Below are 20,421 nucleotides of genomic sequence, written 5' to 3' on the forward strand. Positions count from 1 at the left end.
CAATCCCACACCACCCTCGCACTCCCCAACTGAAGCGGGCCGTTTACGGGGCGTTAACCAGGAGAGCCCTTCAACCCATTAGCTTTGAAAATTTGCTTCCCCCAGTTGCGCAATCCCCTGCGCAAATTATCAAAACTCATTCCGGTTTTAACTATTCCGAAAGAAGAATAGGCTATTCCCATTTCGATTTAGACTATTCCAACCACGAATTTGTTAATTCCGAATCATAATTCGCTATTTTCGAATGGAATTAACTAATCCGGCGAGCAAATTAACAATTTCCATTTGGGTTTATGCTATTTCCAAACGGGTTTATGCTAATTGAATTTGGGTTTAGCAAATTTGAATCGGCAATTAACTATTTCCGGATCCAAATAAGCAAATCTGTCGCCGAAATAACGAAATCGCTGGCGCATTTGCATTATTCCGGTTTGCGGCTGTCCAACAGGAAGGGGCCAATCGGGCGTGTAAAGGGGCGGGTAGAATTTCTCAGATTTTCTCTGTGGCTAAGGGTTTTCGTTCGTGTTGGCTGGCCTTTGCGCATTGGCGGGAGGGATTATCTTTTAGATGAGGCCTCAAAATGGGAGAAGGGAGGATTCGTGGGGAAATGAGCGGCTGCACCGGAGTGCAGCCGCCTTTTTCTTTTCAAATGATGATGAGTTCCACTGCTTCGGACCAGGGGGCGACGCCGGAATCCTTGAGGAGCCTCGCCCTGAAGTAGGCCCTGCGCGCCGGTTCCAATCCTTCCACGGTGAAGTGGCAGTAGTGCGAGATTTTGCTCGGCTGCCACGACTCTTCCGATCCTGGGTTGCCGTAGCAGACGTGCAGCTCGACACTGCCCTTGCCTTCCCAACTGCTGACGTGAACCTTGACGGTGCCGGACTCCTTGCCGTGGGTTACGGTGAACCTGTAGAAGCTCGTTGGTGCCTTGACGGTAGTATGCCGAATGGCTCTGTGTGCTCTATCCACGCCGATGGTGTCCAGGAGGCCGGGGTTGTCGGTATGGTCCGCATACATCACCACGTACTGGCAGGAGAACCTTATGGACTGAATCATCTTCTTCCGCGCAGCCCGCCTTTCGGCCTCCTTCGATGGATCCAGCCTTGCCGCACTCGATGTCTGCTTGACCTGTTGCGCGTTCTCCCTGATTTGGGTTGGACCCGGAATGCAGGGGGGAATGGCTTTATCCTTGAAAGCCTCATGGCCCTCCATGCGATCGGCTAACGTCTCTGCCTGGAAGGCCAAGTCCCCGTCGCCGAGATCCTTAAAGCTTTGGATGTCGAATATCTCGCTCATCGTTACCTCTGTGCGTGGCGTTGAATTTATGGGGGCAATTATTAGCGAGTATTAAATATTGTCAAGCAGCCTTTTTCTTACAACCCGCTGCGGTCGGCATTTTGGGGGCGAGGCTGACAGACAACGACAACTTCGCGAGTTGCTCGATAATCTTGAGCTTTTTCCGTTGTCTGTAGTGAATCCGAGTGATATGCTGCCGCCGTCCGAGCAGCATGATGCGGAATCGACACCATTCTCTGCCAAGACAAGGAAGACAAGGGGACGCACATTCTAATGTTGATATCTCGTACGTGGCACGGCTCGGTGCCTCTTGAACATGGTGATGCTTTCGCTGCTTATCTTGAAAAAACCGGAGTTCAAGAATCACGATCAATACCAGGTAGTGCTGCTGCGTATGTGCATCGCGTAGAACAAGATGCACACTCGCATTTCTTTCTCTGTACTCTGTGGTCTTCCTGGGAAGCCGTCCGCGCTTTTGCCGGTGAGACGCCTGAGATTGCGGTGACGTACCCCGAGGATGCAAAATATGGCCTCATCTCAGACCCGATAGTCATCCACCAAGAGGTCAATACTGATCTGAACCCATTTTCTAGAGCCGAGTCAGGTCTGAAAGATTGAACAACTCCCACCCTATTGAGCTAAGGACATAGTTTATGTCGGAACTTTTCCCCGATCCTGTAAGAAACCTGCCGCAAGCCGACATTCCATTGAAGGGCATAACGGCCTATCTTTCCCAAGCGGACAGCCATCAAATCATCTTCATGCAGTTCGATGAGGATGTGGAGTTGCCTGAGCATTCGCACGAAAGCCAGTGGGGTGTTGTTCTGGAGGGGAGGATCGAGCTGGTGATTGACGGGATAAAGCGGTCATACGTGAAGGGGGATCGCTATTTCATTCCTCAGGGCGTCCCCCATTCCGGGAGGATCTACGCCGGCTATGCCGACATGACCTTCTTCGATCAACCTGATCGATACAAGATAAGGGAACCGAATGAATAATGGCAACTTTCAAGGAGGGGGTGGCTATGTTCAGGGCGGCTTGCACTGCGACCACCCAAGGAGCGAAGGGATCAGAGATTCAAACTCTGCCCCCTGGCGCTCCCCGGGTTGCCACGACTAAAGCCGTTAAAAGCTACTTCTTCTTGGTGGCAGGCTTGGCTTCGCCTTTGACATCAATGGTAGCGGCCTTCATAGTGTACATAACCGTCACCTTGCTTCCGACCTTCAAATCGCCGGTAATTTTGGTGTCCTTATCCTTGGCGATCTCCCATTTTTCTTTCCCTTTTTCAACAACGATCGTGTCGGCTTTCACCTCCAGAACCGGACCGGTTACCTGATAGGTCTTGGGGGCGGCAAAAGCGGTGGAAGCTGCAAGTAAAGTGAGTCCGGCCAACGTTGCAGTAAGTCTCATGCGTAATCTCCTTGTTTAATGTGATGGTTAATTACTGCGGCGAAGATTATGTCCAGGCATACCCGAAAACGAAAATTACTTTATCAGAAACAATGGCAAGCACAAGCCAGCGCCTGTACAAATATGACACAGTCACTTAAGGCATAAAATGCTCATTGCACACGTCTTTATGTCTTGGCCCAGCGTGACTCATAGGGCAGGGGCGTGGTAAGTTATCGGGTCCATTGGCCCGATGCTGCCTTTTCGGCGTTCGTGGTGTGAACAAGGCAATAAGGGAACTGAATGAATAATGGCAGCTTTCCAGGAGGGGGAGGGACGATGGCAGGAGGCACTTTACACGATGTACTGGCTGGCTTGCACTGTGACCACCCACGGGTCTGGTTGTTCCTCCTCCGTGCTCTGGCGAAGGGGCGGCCTGTTTCCCGCACCACTATAGCGAACGCTCTTAACAGTTCTCTCTCCGAGATTGAGGCGGCGTTGGCGTCCTTTGCCGACACGGTGTACGACGAGAAAGGCGACGTGGTGGCCTGCGGGTTGTCGCTCATGCCTACGCCGCATTCCTTTACGGTCTGCGGCAATCAGCTTTACACCTGGTGTGCCCTGGATGCCCTCATGTATCCCGTGGCGCTGGAACAGGTCGCACAGGTGGAATCGCATTGCCCGGTTACGGGCATCCCGGTTCGTATGACGGCAACTCCGACGGGGGTCGTCGATCCGTCTCCGGCTGGAGTTAGCCTTTCGATGGTTGCACCTTCAGAGCAAGCCGGCTGCTGCAGCGTCCGTAACAGCTTTTGCAGTGGGGTGCACTTCATAAGTTCCGCTGAAGCTGCAGCTTCGTGGCTGTCTCTGCATCCCGAAGCAAGCATAGTGTCGTTGGAAGAAGCGTGGCAGATCGGACATGCAGTAATGCAGCAACGACTGTCGCATGGAGAGACGTCACGCCCTTGATCTTACGCGGTCACTTTCCGGGGTAGTCGACAAGGCCCGGTGTCTGTACGAATGGGTGAGCGCTATGGGATTTGCCTTGGTTAGACATACAAGCTAACGGCATCGCACACGGATTTAGCGGATGACGCGGATACGGCAGATTAGGCCACCCTCCTCCCGCCTGATTCCATTAACAGCTTTTTTGATTGTTTGTCATTAATGCCGGTGATATGCTGCCGCAGCGATCAGTAGTTTTTGTTCAATCGTTGCGGAGGCTTCTGTGAATATTGTGTGGTGGCACTGGCTCACCTTGGGGCTTATTCTCATTGGGCTCGAATTAATCATTCCATCCTTCACCATCATCTGGTTCGGTCTCGGTGCTGTTATTGTCAGCATCGTCCTGGCCTCCCTTCCGAGTTGTCCCCTTTCCGTTCAAATTCTCATCTGGACCGTGGCATCGGCACTGCTCACCTTTGCCTGGTTCCGTTTTTTCAATACCCGCCTCGACAGGACCAAGGCCGGATCGTCAAAGGGAGCCGTGATAGGCGAGACGGGATTGGTAATTCGTGGCGCCCAGCAATACGACAAGGGAACAGTGAAGTTCCATCTGCCGCTGCTGGGAGCGGACGAGTGGCCGTGTGTGGCGGATGATCCTTTAGCGGTTGGAGATCGCGTCCGGGTAGTCGACGTGGAAGGACATGTCATGAAGGTCGAAAAAATAGCAAAAGGGGATAAGTGATGGAACCAGCAGCAGTAGTGTTCGCAATATTGTTTTTAGTCGTCGTAGTGACCATCTTCATGGGCGTGCGGCTCGTCCCGCAGGGGTTCGAGTTCGTTGTGCAGCGTCTCGGGAAGTATCACTCCACACTTAAGCCCGGTCTCAATTTCATCATTCCCTACGTCGACATCGTCGCCTATCGTCTGACCACCAAGGACATCCCGCTGGAAATCGGCGCACAGGAAGCCATCACCAAGGACAACGCCGTCATCGTTGCTAATGCCATCGCCTTCATCAAGATCGTTGATCCGGTAAAAGCAGTGTATGGCATCAGCAACTACGAGTACGCCATCCAGAACCTCGTCATGACCTCGCTGCGCGCAATCATCGGCGAGATGGAACTGGACCTCGCCCTCTCCTCGCGGGACATCATCAAGGCTCGCCTGAAGGACATCATCTCCGACGACGTCACCGATTGGGGCATCCTGGTGAAGTCAGTAGAGATACAAGACATCAAGCCGTCCGAGTCCATGCAAAAGGCCATGGAGCAGCAAGCGACTGCCGAGCGGTTGAAGCGCGCCATGATTCTGGAAGCAGAAGGTAAAAAAGAAGCGATGATCCGAGAAGCCGAGGGCAAGCTCGAAGCAGCGAAGAAAGAAGCCGAAGCCCAGATGATGTTAGCCGAAGCCTCCGCTAAGGCCATCCAGGACATTGCAGTAGCAGTAGGCGACAAAGAGCTCCCTGCCCTTTTCCTCCTGGGCGACCGCTATGTGAATGCCATTCAAAAGCTTTCCACTTCGCCCAATGCGAAAAACTTCGTGTTGCCCGCTGACATACTTGGTGCTGTAAAGGGGATTGCCGGAAGAAGCGTCTAGTTATCGTCGATCGGCGGGACAGCCGCTATGCGCGCCAAAGGGGGGGGATGCTCTGCAAGAATAAAGACCTGACCCCCAGGCATGGTATGACGGCAACTCCGACGGGAGTCGTCGATCCGTCTCCGGCTGGAGTTAGCCTTTCAATGGTTGCACCTTCAGAGCAAGCCGGCTGCTGCAACGTCCGTAACAGCTTTTGCAGTGGGGTGCACTTCATAAGTTCCGCTGAAGCTGCAGCTTCGTGGCTGTCTCGGCATCCCGAAGCAAGCATAGTGTCGTTGGAAGAAGCGTGGCAGCTCGGACACGCAGTAATGTGGCAACGACTGTCGCATGGAGAGACGTCACGCCCTTGATCTTACGCGGTCACTTTCCGGGGTAGTCGACAAGGCCCGGTGTCTGTACGAATGGGTGAGCGCTATGGGATTTGCCTTGGTTAGACATACAAGCTAACGGCATCGCACGCGGATTTAGCGGATGACGCGGATACGGCAGATTAGGCCACCCTCCTCCCGCCTGATTCCATTAACAGCTTTTTTGATTGTTTGTCATTAATGCCGGTGATATGCTGCCGCAGCGATCAGTAGTTTTTGTTCAATCGTTGCGGAGGCTTCTGTGAATATTGTGTGGTGGCACTGGCTCACCTTGGGGCTTATTCTCATTGGGCTTGAATTAATCATTCCATCCTTCACCATCATCTGGTTCGGTCTCGGCGCTGTTATTGTCAGCATCGTCCTAGCCTCCCTTCCGAGTTGTCCCCTTTCCGTTCAAATTCTCATCTGGACCGTGGCATCGGCACTGCTCACCTTTGCCTGGTTTCGTTTTTTCAATACCCGCCTCGACAGGACCAAGGCCGGATCGTCAAAGGGAGCCGTGATAGGCGAGACCGGGCTGGTAATTCGTGGCGCCCAGCAATACGACAAGGGGACAGTAAAGTTCCATCTGCCGCTGATGGGAGCGGACGAGTGGCCGTGTGTGGCCGATGATCCTTTAGCGGTTGGAGATCGCGTCCGGGTAGTCGACGTGGAAGGACATGTCATGAAGGTCGAAAAAATAGCAAAAGGGGATAAGTGATGGAACCAGCAGCAGTAGTGTTCGCAATATTGTTTTTAGTCGTCGTAGTGACCATCTTCATGGGCGTGCGGCTCGTCCCGCAGGGGTTCGAGTTCGTTGTGCAGCGTCTCGGGAAGTATCACTCCACACTTAAGCCCGGTCTCAATTTCATCATTCCATACGTCGACATCGTCGCCTACCGTCTGACCACCAAGGACATCCCGCTGGAAATCGGCGCACAGGAAGCCATCACCAAGGACAACGCCGTCATCGTAGCTAACGCCATCGCCTTCATCAAGATCGTAGATCCCGTAAAGGCAGTGTATGGCATCAGCAACTACGAGTACGCCATCCAGAACCTCGTCATGACCTCGCTGCGCGCCATCATCGGCGAGATGGAACTGGACCTCGCCCTCTCCTCGCGGGACATCATAAAGGCTCGCCTGAAGGACATCATCTCCGATGACGTCACCGACTGGGGCATCCTGGTGAAATCAGTAGAGATACAAGACATCAAGCCGTCCGAGTCCATGCAAAAGGCGATGGAGCAGCAAGCGACTGCCGAGCGGTTGAAGCGCGCCATGATTCTGGAAGCAGAAGGTAAAAAAGAAGCGATGATCCGAGAAGCCGAGGGCAAGCTCGAAGCAGCGAAGAAAGAAGCCGAAGCCCAGATGATGTTAGCCGAAGCGTCCGCCAAGGCCATCGAAGACATTGCCGTAGCAGTAGGCGACAAAGAGCTCCCCGCCCTTTTCCTCCTTGGCGACCGCTATGTGAATGCCATTCAGAAGCTCTCCACCTCGCCCAACACGAAAAACTTCGTGTTGCCGGCAGACATACTTGGTGCCGTAAAGGGGATTGCCGGAAGAAGCGTCTAGTTAACCTCGTTGACAGCCGCGATGGGAATTCCGGGGAAACAGCAAATGAGTGCCCCCCTGGCTTATTTATCCATCATCTTTGCAGCTCATACCCTTTAAAATCCTTTGACTTAGTTGCTCAAGTGCATTAACGTACGCGAAGCTAGCCGGTGTCGGAGGGAGGGCTTAGTATACGTGGGTCAATTTTTTGTTCAACAAATTGCGGAAACGGATGTGGATCTCGACATCATTCAAAGCGCTGATGAGGCTAATGTCGTATTAATGTTTTCTGGTGGGCGGGACTCTACCCTTGCCGCTGCGCGTCTCAACTCAATTGGGGTGCCTGTGACCCTTGTTACCATAACATCGAAGCATCTTGAGGGGATAGGACGTGTCCATCTGCGGCTTGCAGAATTGGCGCGAACTTTGCCACCTGGCACCGATTGGCTTCATATAGAACAGCCAGATCAACTCCAGACAGATACCTCCTTCTATGACCAAACTTGCCTACCTTGCCACCATGCTTACGTAGTCGTATCTGTTGCAATTGCGAAAAAGATAAATGCTTCAAAGATGGCTTTTGGGTATACACACTATCAAAGTGACTGGCCTGAACAAACACCCTTAGCTATTGCTAGGCTTAAAACTACGTTGGCCCGCCATGGCATTGAACTTCTTTTGCCTGTTTATGACCTTCCGTCCCGTGAGGTGGCAATTGAGGAACTGGGAGCCTATGGGTTGAGTACTTCCTCATTGGAACAAAAATGTTTGCGTCAGATCACAAATGTAGCCCTGTCGGAAGAAAGGCTGATTCAACAGGTTGACTTATGGGAAGATGCCATAGAACGATCGATGTTGAATATTGCCGATATCGCGATCTCGGTAATTAGTCATAAAAAAATTGGAGATTTCCATGATGGTGCCTGAGCTTTCTCCATGGTCAGTTCTCACTGCATCTGGAGCTCTGACGGCATTTCACATAGGACTTTACACACTTGTAGGGCGTGAACGTAAGTCGCCTTACCTTATCAACTCAGCTTTCCCCGTTTTTTTGCTTAGCTTGTTCGTCGCCGCCCTTGCTGCAATTGCATCTTTATTGCTTGGTTGCTACAAATCTGTAGTACTGGCAGTCAGCACTTGCGTCCTTGCAGGTTCCTTTATCTATTCATTGTTTGTGGTCTTAAGGCTCTACACCAGATTTGTGCTATTTGTCGACAGTATCAATCCGAAGCATTGGCCGGGTATCCGTCACTTTCGCCGTTGGAAGAAAAAAAAAGGACATCGCACCCCATATGCTCACAGCTCAGTGCCAGTTCCACCAGAATTCGAAAAAAAAATAATAGGAGTCTTGGAAAAATTTGGAATCAACGGTGGAATTTTTACACGACAGGAAAAAACTTTAAAATCGTTGGCTGTTTCTACGCAGAATCAGGACCAGTGTAGCGAGTTACTAGCGGAATTAGCCCTTTCCTTTTTAAAGCAAGGGTTTACGATTCAATATATGACGGCATCGCGGCACCCTGTAGAATTTATAGAATATTTAAAGAAGTATATGTCAGACAATGGTGATGACTTAGGGAATTATATAAATAAAATAGTCGTAATCGATGCTCATTCACCACATTTTGGATTTACTGATTCTATTTATGATGAAAAGACTAAAGAACTTAAGAGTCTAAATATTGCTTTTGTTACCTCCGAAATGACTTACGCTGGCATGCACAGTGCCACAACAAGTGCATTCAACACCCTCGAAAGTCAAATGGTTGATAAGACTGCAAGGCAGCCGAGTCTCAATATTTATGAAGGGATCTACGCCTTAACAGATCTAGAGTCACCGGAACAATACCGTATTTTTCTAAGGCATGTACTTCCTGCTGAGAGAATGTGGAATAGCATGTTCACAGTTTTTGTAGAATCATATCAACCTGAAAATGATTGGATGCTTCTAAAAGCTTACGCAAGTATGGTACTGGATTTACGTAAAGTTGGTTCGACTGAAAATAAATAATACTTAGACAATTATTTAAGGAATATTGCCGTGGCAACACCACTTTGGAAAAAGCCCTTTACAGATTCTTTGTATGGCCGTATCAGCTTTGACGACACTATTGTAGACTTAATCCAAGAGCCTATCGTCCAGAGACTTAGGCATGTCCGTCTATCGAATATAGATTCAATTGATATGCCTGGAATTTCAAATATTTCTAGATTTGAGCATGTGCTAGGTGTCGCCCATTTGGCTAGCATAATCAAATTCAGGAAGCCATTGAGCAAGTTTGATAATCTCGCACTTGTTTCGTCTGCATTACTTCATGACTGGGCAATTACGTCTTATGGACATCTGATAGAAGAAGCTCTTCAATATGTTGGGACAGGTTTTGAACATGAATCAACACTTCGCGAAATCCTCAGCAATGGCGATGAGCATGTGGTCGGTGGTATAGATTTCCAAATTCTTTCTGGGAGACCAACTAACCTAAGAAAGTGGTCCAGAAAAAATGTAGGTGTTGAGTCTGATACTTTAATTGAAGACATTACAAAATACATTGGCGGAGAAGGAACTCTAGGCCGAATTATATCTTGTGATATCGATATTGATAATATTGATAATGTCTTTCGAATGGCTTTTCATATGGGAATAAATGTTGATCGCGGTGTACCAACTCGGTTGGCTGGATCTATTGTAGGTGTTGATGACGGCGGTCCGATCTTCAGTATTTCAGCAAGAGAAGATATTGAAACATGGTGCTCAACTAGAAAGAATGTATATCAGCATTTAATGCTATCTGAACGTGATTTTATTGGGAAAATTATGATGCTTTATGCATCGGTCCTAGCTTTTGAAAATCAAGAAATCACAAAAGAGGACTGGTGCCTGGTGGATCATACGTTGTTATCAACCTTTGCCAAGTCAAAGACAAAAGAGGTCTGTGAAGCAGTCCAACGTTGGATTTCGGGTGACCTTTGGGTGTGCAGTCCACTGTTTTGGCTACACGGCGATAGACCTAAATACTCAAAATTATTAGAATTTTCTCAAGAGGTGTCGTCTGTCCTTGGGCGTGAATGCTTTGCATACGGGATTAAGGATAAAAGAGATAGACATCTCGCCATCTCATTTGATACGGGGGAAAAAGAAGAATTTGGGACTCATTCAAAGCAATGGCTTCTTGGTGTTGGCTCTTCAAAGAGGGCGGCCTTTAAAACCGATGAGCTAGAACAAATCTTCCAACTTTCAGAGTCGTATTTCTCAACAACGATTATTGGCCTGGCCGCAAACAATAATAGCCACAATGATATACAAGAATGTCTGTTTTAAGCCTTAAACGACTTGATCGTATAAACTGGGACTTTCCTAGTGCTGGAACTGAGTTAGGGTCCGTTCATTCTATCCATTGGTTCCCAGGAAACTACATTCCACAAATTCCAGCTGCACTTATTCAAGTTCTATCTAGAACTGGCGAAGTAGTGTTTGATCCATTTGGGGGAAGTGGAACAACTGCAATTGAAGCTTTAAAGCTTGGCAGATTCGCTGTGGTCTCTGACCGTATTTCAGCATGTGTACAAATTACAGAAGCCAAGTTATCTTTGCTTGGCAACCCACTTGATCGTGATGTTTGCAACAAGATATTTTCTTCGTTGACCTTTGAACACCTTTGCCAAAGCACCCAAATAGGTGTCAATGGAGAGGGGAGAGCTGAGGATCTAGAGTGTTGGTACTCCTCTGAGACACTGGGCCAACTTCGCTATATTTGGAAAATAATAGAACTTCAATCATCACAAGTGCAGAAAGTCCTTTTTGCGTTATTTTCAAATGTACTTTTTGCCTGTGCTTCGACCAATGGATCTCGCACACATACTGGGAAGCTGAGGCGACATCACTGGGGTTGGGTGGCTGATAATGTGCGCCCCAAAGAGTTGATTTTCCATAATGCGATAGAATTGTTTTGTAAGAATCTTCGTGCTGTTATGGATACAAACAGAGGTCCGATTTCAACTACCGCTAAAGTTATTCAACAAGATGCCCGTAACATGGAGTTAGAAGACGAATCTGTCGATCTTGTAGTCACTTCTCCTCCCTATGCTGGTGTTATTGATTATACTCATGCTAACCGACTACTTTATCTTTGGATGGGATGGCCAATGGGGGAAGAACGTGCCGATGAAATCGGTGCTAGGTATAGACGGAATAGAAAAAATGCTGTGGAGGAATATTTATCTGATATGCGGTTATGTCGAGACCAAATACACAGGGTTCTCAAAAAAGGGTCTTATTGCGCAATTGTGGTTGGTGAATCTAAAAAGTTTCCAAACACTGCAAGTCTCCTTATTGAGGACTTTTCACAGTCCATGCCTATAGTTTGGGGGCCAAAATCGCGCTACTTATCGCGTCGTAGGGTTTCTGATAGGGTTGCTGGAGATCCCGTTGAATTCGTTTGCGTCTTTCAAAAGCTATGATTATTTCTTTTTTTGGATCATCATGCACAGGAAAATCGACTCTCGCCAGGCCGTTAGCTAAGTACCTTGGATTACCTCTGAGATCATGCGGCGAGGAAATTAAACAAAGAGCCAAAGCAATAGGCAGTTCTATTGATGATATGCCTATCAGTGAACACCTTTTAATTGATGAAGAAACTATTAAGTGGGCAAGTGATAATTGTTGCTGCATAATTGAAGGTAGATATTTGAATTATGTTCTTTCAAGCCACAAACATGGCATAATTTTAGTTCAGTTGACAGCATCAGCCACCGCAAGGCGTAATAGAATGGCTTTGCGAGTTGGGAAGGAAGTTTCTTTAGATGAGATATGTGAGATTGATCGGAAGGATCAGGCCTTTCGGGTTTTAAACTACAAGTCTCTCTTGCCGTTAGATCCAACATTTACTATAGACACTTCTCTTTTAACGGTTAACGAATGCTTAGAGCTGATAAAAACCAAGTTAAAGCCACTGCTCTAAAAACGCGTTTGAGCCGTCTCCACCCCTATCCTGCTATGGTGGCCGATGAACTTGCTGTCGCGCTTGTTGAGAAATTCATCCCTACCAAATCAGCTGTGATGGATCCTTTTTGCGGATCGGGAAGATTGCTTGCTGCAGTAGAAAATGCCAAATTGCGAGTTGGTATTGACACCAACCCACTTGCATGGCTTTTAACTAAGACTAAACTGTCAGCAGTTGACCCTGCTAAAATAATGAAGCTTGGAAATACTATTGAACAGGCTAGGTTAATACAATCTGCGAGTTGCTTAGATTTAGCTTCTGATCGAAAAGTCCCCTGGTTCTCTGCTCGTGCAAAGAATGAGCTTGCTTGCATCGTTGAGTGGATAAATGGTCTACAGCTTGATGAGCCTGAATTGCTTCTTCTAGGTTCAGTTTTGAGTGCAACTACTCGAGATGTCTCATACGCCCGCCAAGGGGGTTGGAAGCTGCACCGGCTTAATGCTGATGCACGAGAAAAATTGGACATCTCCGCATGGGATTCCCTTAAAAAAAGATTGATGTATTGCTGCACTGCTTTGAAATCAGGCCAGACATTAGAAGGCCCTTCTTATGTTGAAATTGGTGACTCACGTGACCACGCGACATTTTCTAATACAACTAAGCAGTATGGCCTATTTGATGTTGTAATAACTTCACCTCCTTATGGTGATTCATTATCTACAGTGCAATATGGAGCCGCGTCTTCCTTAAGTCTGGAAGTTGTTGGGTATCTGAAGGGTTTAGAGCACTTGCCACGTGCTGGTAAAACTATTGATGGCACCTGTCTTGGCGGTGGAACCCTGCCGATTGATATGAGCCCTAATCTTAATTCCTATTGGGTCGGTTCAAATGAGTCTTCACGTGTACGTCCCATTGCGAAGTTTCTTTACGATTATGACCTTTTTTGTAAAAACGTGGCAGCTTGTTTGAGAGTTGGTGGAAAAGCTATATTAGTTGTAGGCAGGCGTTCAACTGGTGGAGCCCTTTTAAATCTAGATGATTTCACTGTGGATTGCTTTGAAAGTTTAGGCTTTAGCTTAACTCAGAAGGAAGTCCGACCATTGACCCAGAAACGGTTCCCTTCGAAAATTAATCGTTTTGCTCGTTCCAAATCGGCAGTTAATCGGGAACATGGTCAAGTAACTACAATGCAAAATGAAATTATTCTCGTCTTGGAAAAGACTTGTTAGTAAAAATTTTATTTTCCCTTAGGTACCTTCTCGCTGACACCTTTGTTCATATGCCCCCCGCTTCCAAAGCGATGGTTCTGTACTGTGAATAGAGCCGAGTAGAAAGTCGAGCCCCCTGTCGCTATATGACAGGGGGCTCTGTTGTGCTGGCTGCAACCCTTCCAACTCCCTTAAATCTTCACCGTCTTGTAAAGGAAGTTCTTGAAGCGGAAGAAGCGTTTCCTCTCTTCTTCATCCACCTGGGGATCGCCGGTGATGGCTTTTAGGTACCTGGCAATTTCGGGCATGTTCTTGCCGGCGGCCACACGGCTCTTCTCGATTATCAGCCGCACGACGTCGCGGGAAATCTGGCTCTGCGAGTAGGGCTGGTACACGGCTTCCCAAAAATCGCTCCCTGCTTCTATCTCTGCGAGTATCCCCCCGGCGACTTCTTCGGAAAGTCTTTCCGCGGCGGGTGTCATCTGCTCGCGCATCCCGTCCCTGATGGCTTTCTTTATGTCCTCGCCGGTGATTATCTTGCCGGTCCTGAAGAAGAGGGCGCGCAACAGTATGCTGCGCAGCTCCCTTATATTCCCTTTGTAGTTGTGGCTTACCAGGGCGTCCTTGGCGTCTTTGGAGAGGCTCGGCTCGTCGTCGCGCGCTTCTTCCTCGCGGCTTCTGTAGGTGCGGTAGAGCTTTCCGAGGAAGTGGGTGGAGAGGTCGGGGATGTCTTCGCGCCGCTCGTTCAGTGAAGGCACCACGACGGAGAGCTCGGTCAGGCGATGGAAGAGGTCCTCGCGGAAGTTACCCATGGCGATCTCTTTGCTCAGGTCCTTGTTGGTGGCGGCAACTAAGAGGACGCGGCTGATCCGCTCGCGGTTCTCGCCCAGACGCACGAACCCGCCGTTGTCGAGGAAACGAAGCAACTGGACCTGGGTCTTCGGGTCGGCGTCGCCAATCTCGTCCAAAAAGACGATCCCTCCGGCGGCTTCTTCGATGATCCCTTTGCGGTCGCTGTAGGCGCCGGTGAAGGCTCCTTTGATATGGCCGAAAAGTTCGGAGTAGGTGAGGTCCCCACTGTAGGCGGCGATGTTGGTCTTCTTTACGGGAAGCTCGCCCTCGGGATTGATCTGCTGCCGATACAGTTCGTTGAGCTTGTTGTACAGGTTGTTGAAGAAGAATTCCTTTCCGGCGCCGGTAGGTCCCAGCACCAGGATGGAGGGTAGGCCTATGGTCGCCTCCTGCAATATGTGCTTGCTCCACAACCCGATCCGGTTGGATAAAGGCTGCGCCACGGTGTTGATGAAGGCGACGATCTCCTGGGCCTTGCGGCTGTTGCCGATGATGTTCCCCAGGCGGTAGGAGGAAACTTTCGGGTCCTTGTAGGCGATGTCGCTTTGCAGCTTGTTCACCTCGGACTGCAGCCTCTCGATGCGCTGGATGTCCGAGATGTGGCGCGAGGTGAGCCGGTCGATGATCTGCAGGATCCGCTTGTGCTCTTCGGTGAAGTACCCGTCTTGCAGGGAGTTGAGGCAGATGACGGCGATCACCTCGTCGTCGCTGATGACGGGGACCGCCATCTCGCTCTGGATCAGCTCGTTCATCGGGCGGTGGAACCCATCGTGCTGGCTTTGGTCGGCCACCTGCTCGATGATCTTGGGCTCTTTGGTCCACGCGACGTAGCCGGTGAGGCTACGCTCCTCGGGGGAAAGGTCGGCACCGCCGATCTTGAAGGGAGGGATCTTCTTCTTGAGCCATTCCTTGTTCTTGGCCCCGACGATGGTCCCTTCCTCGTTTTCAACCACCAGCCACTTCACCCCCTCGCGCTCCTGAACGATGGCGATGCTGCCGGTGTCGGCGCCGATCAGCTCGGTCGCCTTGGAGAGGACCTTAGTGAGGAAGCCGTGCAGTCCCTCGTTGGGTTCCTGGAGCAGGTCGGAGATCTCGGAAAGCACCTTGATCTCGAGATGCTCACCCCCCACCTCGTTGATGACCCGCTCCACCATCTCGGCGTGGGTCTGCAAGAGTCCCATCTCGAAGTCGGTGTAGCTGGTGACGTCGCGGGTGAAATAGTTCATCAGACAGATGATGCGGCGCGTCTCGGGTTCTACCCGCGGCACCATGTACAGGGTGCGCAGCCCCATCTCTTCGGTTAGGGCGCGGCGCTGGATGGACTGGTCAAAAAGGTCGGGGAAGAAGATCGGCTTCAAAAGGCTCGGGTCGGTGACCACGCCGTCTTCGTTGACGTAGCGGGAAACTAGCGAAGTGCCATGCTTGAGATCGATGCCTCCCACGTTGTCGTAGCGGTATTTCAGATCCGGATCCTGGGCGTGGCTTGCCAGCACTTCCATGGCCCCCTTGACCGGGACCAGCACCGAGGCGAGCGTCAACCCGTCGATCAGGTTGACGGCGGAGCGCACCATGAAACCGGCGGCTTCGCGCCGCTTGTAGAGTTCGACGCGCCGGGCCAATAGCAACTGCTGATGGTATTTCCTGGCCTGGTCCACCCGTTCGCCCGCCCGCGCCAGAAACGGGATAAGGGTGTCGATCCTCTCCTGCGAGAGCGTCCCGCCATCCAGACAGGCGACGCCGATCGACTTGCCCAGGCTGGTGATGGGGAGCATGGTGGTCCCCTCGATCTGGAACCGCCGCGAGAATTCCTGGTCCAGCGGGAGACCGGTCTCGGCGGGGTTCTGGTACTGAGCGACCTGCTGGGTAACGAAGGTGCGGGAGACCGCAGCTTCGGCGGAGATGATGGGGAAGGTTTCCTGCCTTATTTCGGTGGCGAAGCTGCCGCAGGAAAAGGCGCAGGAAAGGGCGCCCTTGGTGAGATCCTCAAGGTAGATGCGCACGCGTTCTTGCTCGGAGACGAGCCGGGATCCTTCGCCGACCAGGTGCAGCATCTCGTCCAGGTTTTCCTTGCCGAAAGAGACGATGCGGTCGCCCAGTTTTTTCAGTTGCTGGTCCATAACGGGTAACTGTTCCTCTGAGTACAAATTTTACACACCAGGGGCACAGTAGAGGAATTCGGGGGCCGTGTCAACAGAGGAGGAGTTAGGGGATGCGGTGAAGCGGGGACGTTGATTCTTTGCAATTAGTGGCTTCCTAACCTTGAGTTGCTTGTCTCCCCTCGCCCTGTGGGCCTTCGCCCACCGTAGGCTTCGGTCCGAAGGTGGGAGAGGGGCGGGGGTGAGGGAGGTGGCCCAAGGGGAGGAGACGATGGGACTAGTTGAACCCTTTGCGGATCTGGTACAGGTCTTCGAGGTTCAGCCCGTTAAGTTCGAAGAATTCGCGCTCCAACTCCTCGACGTAGAAGCGGTCGAGGCCTGAGTTCTCCAGGAAATCCTCGCGCAGCAGGCAGTTTTTCTCGTTGATGATCTGGGGAAGCAGGTTGTGGATGTAGACTGCCTCTTTCTTGATGGTGAGGATCGCCTCCTGGAACAGCCGGTCGGGGATCTCGCCTGAAAGGATCTTCTTATGGACCAACTCTTCGGCGAGTTCTTTCTTCAGGGCGTCCTGGTCGCCCTTGGTGGCGTATTTCGAATAGAAATTGCGGATGCGGTCTTTTACGTGATCCAGGAGGGTGAGGTAAAGACGCTCGTCGCTGTCTATGCGCACCAACTGCTCCAGGAGTCCGGTCGTGGTCAGGCGGTTCTCCTCGATCAGCTTCAGCCCCGCCGCCAGGTTGGTGACCTTCTTGCGGCCGTAGATCCCCAGGTACTTGTCCTCGAAGATGCCGGAGAGGAAGAGCTTGGTGAAGAGGTCCGGGGCCAGCATGTCGAAGGCGCTCTTGTTCCCCAGAAGGCTCCGGATCATCTCTTCCGATATCTTCACGTTCTCCATGAAGGCCAGCTGGTTGATGGCGGACGAGGTGGCGTCGTAGCGGTCGAAGTAGGTGATGATGTAGGAGTACCCTTCGAGTATCGAGATGTCGGCGCCGTCGCGGATCTTCTCGTCGCAGGCTTTGCTCGCGTCCAGCAGCATCTCCTCGAACGCATGGTCGCGGTTTTCCGCCGCCTGCTTCTTGGCGAAGAGGAGCTTCAGCATGTCCTCGGGCTCGATGGTGCTCTCGATGTGCCGCTCGGATAGGAACATCCCCTCCAGGATCTGCCTGGTCTCGGAGATGTAGTTGCTCTCTTCCAGGTCGACCAGCTTCTTGTCCTTCTTCAGCATCTCGTCGAGTGTGTAGAAGAGCGCGCCGGGGATCTTGTTGCGTACCGAGAGGGTCTTCAGGCGGGTGAGCCTGGCGTTTTCTAGCTTGTTGATCTCACCTTTGCGGTTGCAGGCGATGAGGATGTTACGGTACTCGTCGACGATGCGGCGGTTGTCGGGGTGCTTGTACATGACGTCGATCCGGATCCGTTCCTGCTGGTAACGGTCGATGCCGTAGCACTCGGCCAAACCTGCCAGCACCTGGAAGTCCGAATCGGTGATCTTCTTGTTGTTGAAGTAAAGCGTCTTGAAGTAGTCGCCGTATTCCCGGTGCCTTACATTGATGAGCTTGAAGAGGAAAAGATGGGCGCCCGGGTCGTCGACGATGTTCAGGATCTCGTCGATGATGAGGTTGTCCTGCTCTTCTCCCACGGCGTCGGAGCGCTTGAGCGCCTTCCCCAGCACCTTGACGATGCGCTCCTGCTGCTCGTGCATGGCGCCGGTGAAGGAGGAGCCGGTCAGGGCGAAGAAATAGTTGAAGATGGCGTTGCCGTCGAAGAAGATCTTGTCGTAGCTGTGATAGCCTTCGGTGCGGTCGCTGAATTTGAGGGTGCCGGTCCGGTTGTCGTAATGGGTGCCGTAGACGATGAGCCGGTTGGAGACCTCTTCCTTGGCGAGGTCGGCGATAGGCTGGTCCACACCGAACATGTATTCGCAGAAGGAGCCGCCGTTGCCGCGGTGGGTGATCCCTTTGCGGCCGATGACGAACTCGTTGCCGGGGGAGAAGAAACGGATCTCGTCGGGGTCGGAGGGGTCGGTGTTGAAAAAGTAACGGCTGTACGCCTCGGTTCCTGCCGTGATGGCGTAAAACTCGATCTGGTCGTTTGCATAGCCGTGCAGTCGAATGTCTTTAAACATCGGTTCCGTCCGTTTCTGGATAACTTCTATCTCTTCAAAGTTCGACCGTCATGCCGTCGTAGGCGAATTCGACCCCTGCCGGGAGACGGCTGCCGTCGCTGTGGCGCACCTCGTGGGTTAAGTGCGTGAAGAGCGTACGGCGCGGCCGCAGTTTTTGCGCCATCTGCAGCGCCCCCTCGATGTTGAAATGATTCGGGTGCGGGGAAAAACGCAGGGCGTCGATAATGAGAAGTTCGAGCCCCTCTAAGAGGGGCAGGGACCCCTCCGGGATCTCGCTGCAGTCGGTCAGGTAGGCAGCGTTGTCGAACCGGTAGCCGGTGGCATCGAAGGAACCGTGCTTGATCGGCACCGGCACCACCCGGCATCCGAATAGCTCGAAAGGGTCTTCGACGGGGAAGGGCTCAAGTAACGGCGAATATCCTTCGGAGGTGAGCCCGTCGAAGATATAGGCGAACTTGTCGGTCGCCGACTGCATCGTTCCCGGGCTGCCGTAGCAGGGGATGATCCGGCGGTGGATGAAATAGAAACCGCGGAGGTCGTCGATGCCGTGAATATGGTCGGCGTGGGTATGGGTGAAGAGAACCGCATCGACATGCGGAATACCCTCACGCAGCGCCTGCGCCCTGAGATCGGTCGAGGTGTCTACCAGGATGCGCTGTCCGCAGGACTCGACCAGGATCGAGGCACGTGTTCTTTTGTCGCGCGGGTCAGTGGAACCGCAGACCTGGCAGTGGCAGCCGACCATGGGAACACCCGTCGAGGTGCCAGAGCCGAGGATGGTAATCTTCATGTGTCGCCCCTCGGAATGCTGGGTAAGGTAACATGGAATGAGCCAGTGAAGCAAGGGGTTTATCCCTTGCCTTGCGCGGGTTTTGCGGCTATTATCACACGCTGGCCGGCCTCCCCTGGCGGTCGTTTTTGAGCGAAAATTCAAGCAGAGGTTCTCATGCGCGTCGGCATAATATCCCCCAACTACTTCGCCGAGGAAACCGGCAACGCCGTGACGGTGAGGCGCATCGAGCGGCACCTGAGAGCGCTCGGGTGCGAGGTCAAGGTCTTCGCGACGGACCGCGTGGCGGGGGAACAACTGCAGGCGGCGGTCAAGGAATTCGCGCCCGACATCCTGCACGCCTTTCACGCCTACCACGGCGGCAGGGTGGCCTGCGCGCTAGCCAAGGCGCTGGGCGTTCCGTACCTGGTGACCTTCACCGGCACCGACATCTACAAGGCGCTCTGCGACCAGCGCAATATGGAACTGCATGGCGCCCTGAGGGGGGCGTCCCGGCTGGTCGCCTTCCATGGCTGCATACGCCACCGGCTGGCTGAACACATGCCGACCCTGGAGGAGCGGACCGCGATCATTCCCCAGGGGGTCGATCTTCCCGACGACTACAGCCCGCTTCCCCCAGCCGAGGAACAGGCCTTCACCTTTTTGCTCCCCGCGGGGCTGCGCCCGGTGAAAAACGTGCTCTTCCCGCTTGAGCCTTTGGCTGCGCTTTATGCCGATCATCCGCAGGTGCGCCTGCTCCTCGCCGGCCCCGTGCTCGACAAGGATTACGCCGCGCAGGTGATGGAGGCTTTGGAACGCTACCCCTTCGCCAGGTATCTTGGCGTGGTGGGACACGACCGCATGGGCGACCTGTACCGCCGGGTCGACGTGGTCCTGAACAGCTCGCTAAGCGAAGGGGGGATGGCCAACACCGTCCTGGAGGCGATGGCCTACGCCAAGCCGCTTCTGGTTGCGGACATAGAAGGAAACCGCTCCGTGGTCAAAGAGAACGTCACCGGTCTTTTGTATCGCGACGCCGGGGATCTCGTAGCCAAAGCCGGGAAGCTTGCGGCAAACGCCAGGTTGCGGGAGAAGCTTGGCAACAATGGCAGAGCACAGGTTCGGGACCACTACTCGCCCGACAAAGAAGCTGCCTCCTACCTCACTCTCTACCGCGACATACTGCAAAAAAACTGATCCTCTCTCACTTCTCGCCTCCTTGTTCGCGTTCTGTCAGCCAACCAACTCCCGCCGTCTTTTAACACCGTCATAGCGATAAGCCCCCTTTGAAGCAACGAGACTCAGGG

Annotated in this window: 18 protein-coding genes; 13 read left to right on the forward strand and 5 right to left on the reverse strand. The window is 52.2% G+C overall.

From position 1 onward, the window contains the following. Positions 1–645 precede the first annotated feature (645 nt). A complete protein-coding gene (locus GBEM_RS01580) occupies positions 646–1,296 on the reverse strand; it encodes a hypothetical protein (RefSeq protein ID WP_012528753.1) in 651 nt (216 codons plus the stop codon). Between the two features lie 653 nt (positions 1,297–1,949). On the opposite strand from GBEM_RS01580, the gene GBEM_RS01585 reads away from it, so the two are divergent. Further along, complete coding sequence (locus GBEM_RS01585; protein WP_012528755.1) at positions 1,950–2,294, forward strand: cupin domain-containing protein; 345 nt, start codon at positions 1,950–1,952, stop codon at positions 2,292–2,294. A gap of 133 nt (positions 2,295–2,427) precedes the next feature. Here GBEM_RS01585 and GBEM_RS01590 read toward each other — a convergent pair whose 3' ends face one another. After that, positions 2,428–2,706: a hypothetical protein gene (locus GBEM_RS01590; protein WP_012528756.1), complete on the reverse strand. Its 279-nt coding sequence runs from the start codon at positions 2,704–2,706 to the stop codon at positions 2,428–2,430. Positions 2,707–3,024: 318 nt separating this feature from the next. Between GBEM_RS01590 and merB (GBEM_RS01595) the strand changes: the two genes are divergently transcribed. The 11 genes from merB (GBEM_RS01595) (at position 3,025) to GBEM_RS21140 (ending at position 13,296) form a co-directional block, all read left to right on the forward strand. Further along, positions 3,025–3,654 carry an organomercurial lyase MerB gene (gene merB / locus GBEM_RS01595; protein WP_012528757.1) on the forward strand — a complete coding sequence of 210 codons (630 nt, stop codon included), beginning with the start codon at positions 3,025–3,027 and terminating at the stop codon, positions 3,652–3,654. Between the two features lie 259 nt (positions 3,655–3,913). After that, complete coding sequence (locus tag GBEM_RS01600; protein WP_012528758.1) at positions 3,914–4,372, forward strand: NfeD family protein; 459 nt, start codon at positions 3,914–3,916, stop codon at positions 4,370–4,372. Further along, on the forward strand, positions 4,372–5,226 hold the full coding sequence (locus GBEM_RS01605; protein WP_012528759.1) for an SPFH domain-containing protein: 855 nt from the start codon (positions 4,372–4,374) through the stop codon (positions 5,224–5,226). The genes GBEM_RS01600 and GBEM_RS01605 overlap by 1 nt, the downstream gene beginning before the upstream one ends. An 86-nt stretch (positions 5,227–5,312) precedes the next feature. Continuing rightward, positions 5,313–5,576, forward strand: a complete 264-nt coding sequence (merB, locus tag GBEM_RS22060; RefSeq protein ID WP_226373950.1) for an organomercurial lyase — start codon at positions 5,313–5,315, stop codon at positions 5,574–5,576. A 259-nt stretch (positions 5,577–5,835) separates the two neighbouring features. After that, complete coding sequence (locus GBEM_RS01610; RefSeq protein WP_012528760.1) at positions 5,836–6,294, forward strand: NfeD family protein; 459 nt, start codon at positions 5,836–5,838, stop codon at positions 6,292–6,294. Next, positions 6,294–7,148 carry an SPFH domain-containing protein gene (locus GBEM_RS01615; RefSeq protein ID WP_012528761.1) on the forward strand — a complete coding sequence of 285 codons (855 nt, stop codon included), beginning with the start codon at positions 6,294–6,296 and terminating at the stop codon, positions 7,146–7,148. The genes GBEM_RS01610 and GBEM_RS01615 overlap by 1 nt, the downstream gene beginning before the upstream one ends. Before the next feature lie 174 nt (positions 7,149–7,322). Next, a complete protein-coding gene (locus GBEM_RS01620) occupies positions 7,323–8,054 on the forward strand; it encodes a hypothetical protein (protein WP_012528762.1) in 732 nt (243 codons plus the stop codon). After that, positions 8,041–9,138, forward strand: a complete 1,098-nt coding sequence (locus GBEM_RS21125) for a hypothetical protein (RefSeq protein WP_012528763.1) — start codon at positions 8,041–8,043, stop codon at positions 9,136–9,138. The genes GBEM_RS01620 and GBEM_RS21125 overlap by 14 nt, the downstream gene beginning before the upstream one ends. Positions 9,139–9,168: 30 nt before the next feature. Continuing rightward, positions 9,169–10,446: an HD domain-containing protein gene (locus GBEM_RS21130; protein WP_012528764.1), complete on the forward strand. Its 1,278-nt coding sequence runs from the start codon at positions 9,169–9,171 to the stop codon at positions 10,444–10,446. After that, positions 10,434–11,585: a DNA methyltransferase gene (locus GBEM_RS20575; protein WP_012528765.1), complete on the forward strand. Its 1,152-nt coding sequence runs from the start codon at positions 10,434–10,436 to the stop codon at positions 11,583–11,585. Before GBEM_RS21130 ends, GBEM_RS20575 begins: the two co-directional genes overlap by 13 nt. A gap of 457 nt (positions 11,586–12,042) precedes the next feature. Continuing rightward, positions 12,043–13,296 (forward strand): DNA methyltransferase family protein, encoded by a 1,254-nt coding sequence (locus GBEM_RS21140; protein ID WP_012528767.1) that lies wholly within the window; start codon positions 12,043–12,045, stop codon positions 13,294–13,296. A 170-nt stretch (positions 13,297–13,466) separates the two neighbouring features. On the opposite strand, the gene GBEM_RS01635 is transcribed toward GBEM_RS21140, so the two are convergent. The 3 genes from GBEM_RS01635 to GBEM_RS01645 all read right to left on the reverse strand — a co-directional run bounded on the left by GBEM_RS01635 (position 13,467) and on the right by GBEM_RS01645 (position 19,135). Beyond that, positions 13,467–16,244, reverse strand: a complete 2,778-nt coding sequence (locus GBEM_RS01635; RefSeq protein WP_012528768.1) for a GPMC system transcriptional regulator — start codon at positions 16,242–16,244, stop codon at positions 13,467–13,469. 256 nt (positions 16,245–16,500) lie between these two features. After that, positions 16,501–18,345, reverse strand: coding sequence for a TIGR04442 family protein (locus tag GBEM_RS01640; RefSeq protein ID WP_012528769.1), 1,845 nt, complete (start codon positions 18,343–18,345; stop codon positions 16,501–16,503). A gap of 34 nt (positions 18,346–18,379) precedes the next feature. Beyond that, entirely contained in the window at positions 18,380–19,135 is a 756-nt protein-coding gene (locus GBEM_RS01645; RefSeq protein ID WP_012528770.1) for a GPMC system MBL fold metallohydrolase, read from the reverse strand. 156 nt (positions 19,136–19,291) lie between these two features. On the opposite strand from GBEM_RS01645, the gene GBEM_RS01650 reads away from it, so the two are divergent. Beyond that, positions 19,292–20,311 carry a GPMC system family 4 glycosyltransferase gene (locus tag GBEM_RS01650; RefSeq protein ID WP_012528771.1) on the forward strand — a complete coding sequence of 340 codons (1,020 nt, stop codon included), beginning with the start codon at positions 19,292–19,294 and terminating at the stop codon, positions 20,309–20,311. Positions 20,312–20,421: the final 110 nt, after the last annotated feature.

It is taken from the genome of Citrifermentans bemidjiense Bem (genome assembly GCF_000020725.1).
GTDB classification, from domain to species: domain Bacteria; phylum Desulfobacterota; class Desulfuromonadia; order Geobacterales; family Geobacteraceae; genus Geomonas; species Geomonas bemidjiensis.